This is a genomic window from Agromyces humi (genome assembly GCF_009720255.1).
Taxonomy (GTDB): Bacteria; Actinomycetota; Actinomycetes; order Actinomycetales; family Microbacteriaceae; genus Agromyces; species Agromyces humi.
In genome coordinates this window covers 1-7096 of the sequence record NZ_WJSP02000187.1, presented here as the reverse complement: position 1 = coordinate 7096, position 7096 = coordinate 1, and the positions used below count along the sequence as shown (strand labels likewise).

At 70.2% G+C, this 7096-nt stretch carries 6 protein-coding genes; 1 reads left to right on the top strand and 5 read right to left on the bottom strand.

All coding sequences use genetic code 11. From position 1 onward, the window contains the following. From GH736_RS14160 to GH736_RS14145, 4 genes are all read right to left on the bottom strand, one after another. Nucleotides 1-1061: glycoside hydrolase family 35 protein (locus GH736_RS14160; protein WP_162529565.1), on the bottom strand; the 1061-nt coding region annotated here is incomplete at its 3' end. A gap of 125 nt (nt 1062-1186) precedes the next feature. After that, complete coding sequence (locus GH736_RS14155; protein ID WP_159604363.1) at nt 1187-2530, bottom strand: ABC transporter substrate-binding protein; 1344 nt, start codon at nt 2528-2530, stop codon at nt 1187-1189. Between the two features lie 97 nt (nt 2531-2627). After that, nucleotides 2628-3578 (bottom strand): carbohydrate ABC transporter permease, encoded by a 951-nt coding sequence (locus tag GH736_RS14150; RefSeq protein WP_159604361.1) that lies wholly within the window; start codon nt 3576-3578, stop codon nt 2628-2630. Next, entirely contained in the window at nt 3575-4513 is a 939-nt protein-coding gene (locus GH736_RS14145; protein ID WP_159604359.1) for a carbohydrate ABC transporter permease, read from the bottom strand. Before GH736_RS14145 ends, GH736_RS14150 begins: the two co-directional genes overlap by 4 nt. A 126-nt stretch (nt 4514-4639) precedes the next feature. On the opposite strand from GH736_RS14145, the gene GH736_RS14140 reads away from it, so the two are divergent. Further along, a complete protein-coding gene (locus GH736_RS14140) occupies nt 4640-5677 on the top strand; it encodes a LacI family DNA-binding transcriptional regulator (RefSeq protein ID WP_235934226.1) in 1038 nt (345 codons plus the stop codon). Nucleotides 5678-5851: 174 nt separating this feature from the next. Here the strand turns inward: GH736_RS14140 and GH736_RS14135 are convergent. Further along, a partial coding sequence (locus GH736_RS14135) for a discoidin domain-containing protein (RefSeq protein WP_203230773.1) occupies nt 5852-7096 on the bottom strand: 1245 nt, incomplete at its 5' end.

Here is a 7096-nt window from a genome sequence, read left to right as displayed (position 1 = left end):
CCGACCGCGAGCGGCGCGACGAGCGCCGGCGCGACGGGTCGCGCGCCGGGCACCTCGTCGGGCACGGGCGCGTACTTCGCGATGACCTCGCGGAAGGCCCAGAACTTCTCGGTCGGGTATCCGCTCTCGTCGAGCGGGGCGTCGTAGTCGTAGCTCGTCGTGATCGGCGCGTAGCGTCCCTTGTCGTTCGCGCCGTTCGTCAGCCCGAAGTTCGTGCCGCCGTGGAACATGTAGACGTTGACGGACCCGCCGGCCGCCAGCAGTGCGTCGAGCTCGGCAGCGGATGCCGCGGCATCCGTCACGTGGTGGTGCGAGCCCCAGTCGTCGAACCAGCCGCACCAGAACTCCATGCACATGAGCGGGCCGGTGGGCTGGAATTCGCGGAGCGTCTCGAGGCGCTCCGGCACGCGGGAGCCGAACGAGCCCGTGAGGTGGAGGCCGGGCAGGCTGCCGTCGGCGAGCATCTGCGGCGTGGGCTGGTCGATCGTGGTGAGCGGCACCGTGATGCCGGCCTCGCGGGTGACCCGCACGAGCTCGACGAGGTAGTCCTTGTCGTCGCCGTAGGCGCCGTACTCGTTCTCGATCTGCACGAGGATGACCGGCCCGCCGGCGTCGACCTGCCTCGGCGCGACGATCTCGTAGACGCGCCGGAGGTACTCGGTGACCGCCGCGAGGTAGTGCGGCTCCGATCGGCGCACGCCGACCTGTGGATCGCGGAACAGCCACGCGGGCAGCCCGCCGTTGTCCCACTCGGCGCAGATGTAGGGGCCGGGCCGCACGATCGCGTGCATGCCCTCGGCCGCCACGAGGTCGAGGAACCGGCCGAGGTCGAGGCCCTCGGCTGCACGCCACTCACCGCGGTGCGCCTCGTGCGCGTTCCACGCGACGTAGGTCTCGATGGCGTTCAGGCCCATGAGGCGGGCCTTGCGGATGCGGTCCGCCCAGAGGTCGGGGTGCACCCGGAAGTAGTGCAACGCGCCCGCGAGGATGCGGTGCGGCTGCCCGTCGAGCTCGAAGTCGGTCGGCCCGATGGCGAAGCGGGAGTGGGCGGTCACTGGCATCCGTTCTGGTGATCGTGGACAGGGGAAGGGGCGTGCTCGCGGCGGCCCCACGGGCTTGGGAAGGGGGGGGTGATGCGGCGAGGCCGGCCGGGAGTGCCCGACCGGCCCCACCGCGATGCGAGCGACTACTCGCCGACCGTGAAGCCCTGCTCGTTGCCGTAGTCGACGAGCTGGGACTGCCAGTCGGCGAGGCCCTCGTTCAGGTCGGTCTTGTTCGCGTAGGACTGACCGACGGTGTCGCCGAAGATGCTGTTCGCGTACACCTGGTAGGGCAGGTACGACCAGCCGGGCGCCACGTCCTTCGAGGCCTGCGTGAGCACCTCGTTGATCTTCTGGCCGCCGAAGTACTCCGACTCCTGGTTCACGAACTCGGGGTCGTCGAGGTTCGCCGTGGTCGACGGGAAGCCGCCGCTCTCGAGGAACACCTCGATCGACGCCGGGTCGCTGTTCAGCCAGCGGAGGAACGCGGCGGCGAGCGCCGGGTTCTTCGACTGCTTCACGACCGACTGGCCGCCGCCGCCGTTCTCCGAGGTCACCGGGGTGCCGTCGTAGGTGGGCATCGGTGCGACGCGCCAGTCGCCCGAGGCATCCGCGACGCTCGACTCGAGCACGCCCGGCATCCACGCGCCGATGGGTAGCGTGGCGATCGAGCCGTCGGCGAGGCCCTTGAACCACTCATCGCTCCACCCGGGGGTGGTGGCGACGAGGTCCTCCTGGATGAGCTGGTTCCAGACGCCGGTCCACTGCTCGGTGCCCTCGTCCTGGAAGTTGACGGTCACGTCGGTGCCGTCGATGGCGAACGGACGGCCGCCCGCCTGCCAGATCATGCTCGTCGCGAAGCCGGCGTCGCCGGTGTCGGACGTGATGTACTTCGTCGGGTCGGCGGTGTGCAGCTGGCGCGCGGCGGCGACGTACTCGTCCCAGGTGGTCGGCACGGCGATGCCGTACTGGTCGAAGACCGACTTGTTGTAGAAGAGGGCCATGGGGCCCGAGTCCTGCGGCAGGCCGACGAGCTTGCCGTCGACGTTCACGCTGCCCCACGTCGAGGCGCTGTACTGGTCCTCCAGCTCGTCGAGGCCGTACTCGCTGAGGTCGACGAGCGAGTCGGCGAGGGCGAACTGCGGCATCGCGTAGTACTCGATCTGCACGACGTCGGGCGCGCCCGAGCCCGCCTTGATCGCGTTCTGCAGCTTCGTGTACTCCTCGGTGTTGGTGCCGGCGTTCACGAGCTCGACGTCGACGTTGGGGTACGCCTCCTCGAACGCGGCCACCTGCGCCTCGGCGCTGGGGGTCCAGCTCCAATAGGTGAGCTTGCCGCCGGCCTCGAGTGCGGCGTCCAGGTCGGAGGCCGAGCCGCCGCCGGAGGTGGTGTCGGCTCCGGTCGAGCACGCGGCGAGCGCGCCGACCGCGAGGGCGGCGGTCGCGGCGACCGCCAGAGTCCGCCGGAAGGCGGTGCGGGCGATGGTCATGTGATGTTTCCCTTCACTTCGTTGTGCCATCTGTGATCCGGGGCAGGACGCTCCGGGTGAGCGGTGGGGTGCGGAATGGACAGGCAGTGCCGCTCGGTCACTGCTTGACGCTGCCGGCGCTGAGCCCCGACTGCCAGAACCGCTGCAGGCCGAGGAACGCGATGACGATGGGGAGGATGGTGAGGAGCGAGCCCGTGATGACGAGGTTGTAGATCGGCTGCGCGGCGACGCCCGTGGCCTGGGCGTTCCACTGGTTCAGGCCGACCGTGAGCGGGTACCAGGTGGGGTCGCTCAGCATGATCAGCGGCAGGAAGTAGTTGTTCCAGGTGGCCACGACCGTGAACAGCAGCACGGTGACGATGCCGGGCGCGAGGAGGCGCCCCGAGATCGTGAAGAACGTGCGGAACTCCCCCGCGCCGTCCATGCGCGCCGCCTCGAGGATCTCGGTGGGTACTGAGTCGACCGCGTACACCCAGATCAGGTAGAGCCCGAACGGGCTGATCAGGGACGGGATGATGATCGCCCACGGCGTGTTCGTGAGGCCGAGCTGGCTGAACATGAGGAACGTCGGCACCGCGAGCGCCGTGCCGGGCACCGCGATCGCGCCGAGCACGACCGCGAAGATCGCGCGGCGGCCCCGGAACCGGAACTTCGCGAGGCCGTACCCCGCGAGCGTGGCGAGCAGCGTCGCGCCGCCGGCGCCGACCACCACGTAGAGCAGCGTGTTGCCGAACCAGCGCAGGAAGATGCCATCGCGGTAGGTCAGCGTCTCCCAGATGTTCTGGAAGAGCACGAAGTCGTCGTCGAACCACAGGCCGAAGCTCGAGAACAGCCCGCTCTGCGTCTTCGTCGCGTTGATCACGAGCCACGCGAGCGGCACGAGGCTGTAGAGCACGAAGATGCCCATCAGCAGCGTGAACGCCACCGACTTGCGGGGGCGCAGCGGCGAGTTGCGGCGGCGCGGGCCTCGAGTGCCACGGCGGGCGGATGCCGCATCCGCTCGCTTGTGGTCTGCGGCTCGCACCTCGGGGGCGATGGTGGCGCTCATCGTTCTTCCTTCCGGGAGCCGCGGAGCTGCACGACGTAGGCGATCACCGCGGTGATCACGCCCATGACGATCGCCACCGTGGCGGAGGCGTTGTACTGCTGGCCGGCGAACGACAGGTTGTAGGCGTACATGTTCGGCGTGAAGTAGGTGGTGATGATGTTCGGCGCGAGGGTGCGCAGGATGTTCGGCTCGTTGAAGAGCTGGAAGCTGCCGATGATCGAGAAGATCGTCGCGATGACGATGGCGCCGCGGAGAGCGGGGAGCTTGATGCCGGTGATGACGCGCATCGGGCCGGCGCCGTCGAGCTCGGCGGCCTCGTAGAGGTCGGTCGGGATGACCCGGAGGGCCGAGTAGAAGATCAGCATGTTGTAGCCGACGAACTCCCAGGTCACGATGTTGCCGATCGAGACGAGGATCCAGTTGCGGGCGAACGGCGTGATGACCTCGCTGCCCAGCCAGTCGTTGATGTTGGCGGCCAGGCCGAAGTTGTCGCCGTAGATGAAGCCCCACATGAGCACCGCGACGACGGCGGGCACGGCGTAGGGCAGGAAGATCACGATGCGGAAGAAGCCCGAGGCGTGCAGGCGGGCGCTGTCGATGGCGAGCGCGGCGACCAGCGCGAGGCCGAGCATGATGGGCACCTGGATGAGCAGGAACAGCGTGACGCGCCCGAAGCCCTCCCAGAACTGCGGGTCGGCGAACAGCTCGAGGTAGTTCTCCGCGCCCACGAACGCGTTGCCGCCGATGAGCTGCTCGCGGAAGAGGCTGAGGTAGACCGAGTAGGCGACCGGCGCGATGAACACCAGCAGGAACACCACGAGGAAGGGCGCCACGAAGGCGAGGCCCTTCCACTCGCTGCGTCCGCGGACTCGGGCGCGTCGGCTCGGCGGGGCGGTGACCACCGCCGCCGGCGCGGGAGGGGACGTCGTTGTCATTTCGGATTTCCAATCGCTCGCATGTTCACGTCAACATGCAGTCTGATTACCGTAGCATGTTGACGTGAACATGCGCCAGTCTGTGCAAGTCTGGGCGTGACGCACGAAGTGTTCGAGGGAGCGGCGATGACGACCACCAACCAGACCGAGGCGCTGCCGCTCCGACGGCGCGGCCCGTCGATGGCGGATGTCGCCCGCGAGGCCAACGTCTCGGGGCAGACGGTGTCGCGCGTGTCGAACGGGCGGAGCAACGTCGACGCCGACACCCGCGAGCGCGTGCTCACCGCCATGCGCAAGCTCGGCTACCGCCCCAACAGCGCCGCCCGAGCGCTGCGCAGCGGCCGGTTCCACTCGATCGGCGTCATCATGTTCACGCTCTCGAGCTTCGGCAACATGCGCACCCTCGACGCGATCGCCGTCGCGGCGGCGGACGCCGGCTACTCGATCACCCTCATCCCCGTGCCGCACCCGACCCAGGGCGAGGTCGCGGGCGCGTTCGACCGCCTCAGCGAGGAGGCCGTCGACGGGGTCATCATCATCGTCGAGGCGCACCTGCTCGACGAGAACGACGTCGAGCTGCCCGCGGGCCTCCCCGTGGTCGTCGTCGACTCCACCGCGGGCGACCGCTACCCGATGGTCGACACCGACCAGGCGCACGGCGCACGGCTGGCCACCGAGCACCTCCTCGGCCTCGGCCACCGCACGGTCTGGCACGTCGCCGGACCCGAGCGCTCATACTCGGCGACCCACCGCCGCGAGGCGTGGGAGCAGACCCTCCGCGCCCACGGCGCCGAGGTGCCCGCCGCGCTCGTCGGCGACTGGTCCAGCGAGTCGGGCCACGCGATCGGACTCGAGCTCGCGAAGGACCCCGAGGTCACGGCGATCTTCACCGCCAACGACCAGATGGCGCTCGGCGTGCTGCGCGCCATGCACGAGTCGGGCCGCGCCGTGCCTGCCGAGGTCAGCGTCGTCGGGTTCGACGACATGGAGGAGTCGCGCAGCTTCTGGCCGCCGCTCACCACCGTGCGGCAGTTCTTCGGCGAGGTCGGCCGCCGCTCGGTCGAAGCGCTCCTGAGCGAGGTCGAGTCGGGCGAGCGCGAGGGCAGCACGCTCGTGGCCACCGAGCTCATCGTGCGAGAGAGCACCGCCCGCCCGCCCGCCTGAGCCGCGCGCACCGCCCACCACGCATCGAGTGGATGCCGAACCCGCACTTCAGCGCGCCCGCACGCGGCTTCGGCATCCACTCGATCGCTCCCCGCGGCACGCGAAGGGCGGCCGTCGCACGATGCGACGGCCGCCCTCGCGGCATCCGGAATCAGGTCATCGGCAGATCACGCATCACGGCTTGCGCGAGTTCGCCGCCAGGATCCGCTGCGCGTCGCTCTCCGCGGTCGCCGCCTCGACGCCGTCGGCCGAGACCGTCACGCGGACGCTCAGCAGCTTGCCCGCGTCGTTCGTGACCGGCGTGTACGTGGCATCCGTCGCGCCCTGGATCGGCTCGCCGTTGCGCAGCCACTGCCACGCGATCTCGCCGTCGGCCGGATCGAACGCGCCCACGGCCGAGGCCGGGGTGCCCACTCGCGGCCGGTCGGCGAGCGCGAACCCGTCGATCACCGCATGCCTGCGGATGGTCATCGAGTACGTGCGAGTCGCGCTGCCGTCGGCCGACATCACGACGATCGTGGCGACGCCGCCGTTCGCCGTCGTCGCCTGCGTGACCCGCACGGTGGCGTCCGAGTCGACCGCGATGCCGTCGACCGCGGGCAGTCGTCCGCCCTCGACGTCGACCTCGTAGTCGAGGCGCGCCGGGTCGAACCCGTCGATCGTCTGGCCGTCGAGGCGCAGCACTGCGAGTTCGGCGACTGCTGCGGGCGCGGCCACGGACTCGAACACCTTCACCTCCGACACGATGAGGTGCGTGTTCGGGTAGGCGTTCATGATGACGCGCACGCCGGTCGCGGTGACCGGCGCGAACGACGCCACGACGGTCGGCGCGCTGCCGTCGGCCGGCGAGGCCACGGGCTTCGCGGTCTCCCAGCCGGGCGCGGCCACCCAGGTGCCGTCGGCGCCGCGCACCTGCACCTGCATGGTCTGCGCCCAGCTCGTGGTGCCGTCGCGGTAGAACTGCACCGAGACCTGCTGCACCTGGTGCGGCACCGCGTACAGGTACGTCAGCGTCGACTGCGCCGGCTTGTTCGTCGAGACCCAGTTCGACCAGCCCTTGTCGCCGTCGACGCCGTTGCGCGTGCGGTCGGCCGGGTAGCCCGACTCGGTCGAGCTCGCCGAGGCGGTGGTGCCGGCATCCGGGTTGACGTTGCGCAGCGTGCCCTCGGTCACGAGCACGGCCAGTTGCGCGCTCAGCGAGGCCCCGTCGGCGGATGCCGCACCGGGCACCTGCACGACCCCGACCTCGTCGAACGCGGCATCCGTGATGCCCGTCCAGTCCCAGGTCACGGGCACGTCGAACGCGTTCTCGGACGCCCCGACCCGGGCCGGAACCACGGACGGCGCGGCGGCCTGCACGCCGGCGAGCGACGAGCCCGCGGCCACCGTGATCGAGACGGGATCGGTGGCGGTGAGCCC

What these genes read in the sequence shown, in the direction of transcription:
- GH736_RS14155 (WP_159604363.1), bottom strand. Translation starts at nt 2,530, where the DNA reads ATGACCATCGCCCGCACCGCCTTCCGGCGGACTCTGGCGGTCGCCGCG.
- GH736_RS14150 (WP_159604361.1), bottom strand. Translation starts at nt 3,578, where the DNA reads ATGAGCGCCACCATCGCCCCCGAGGTGCGAGCCGCAGACCACAAGCGA.
- GH736_RS14145 (WP_159604359.1), bottom strand. Translation starts at nt 4,513, where the DNA reads ATGACAACGACGTCCCCTCCCGCGCCGGCGGCGGTGGTCACCGCCCCG.
- GH736_RS14140 (WP_235934226.1), top strand. Translation starts at nt 4,640, where the DNA reads ATGACGACCACCAACCAGACCGAGGCGCTGCCGCTCCGACGGCGCGGC.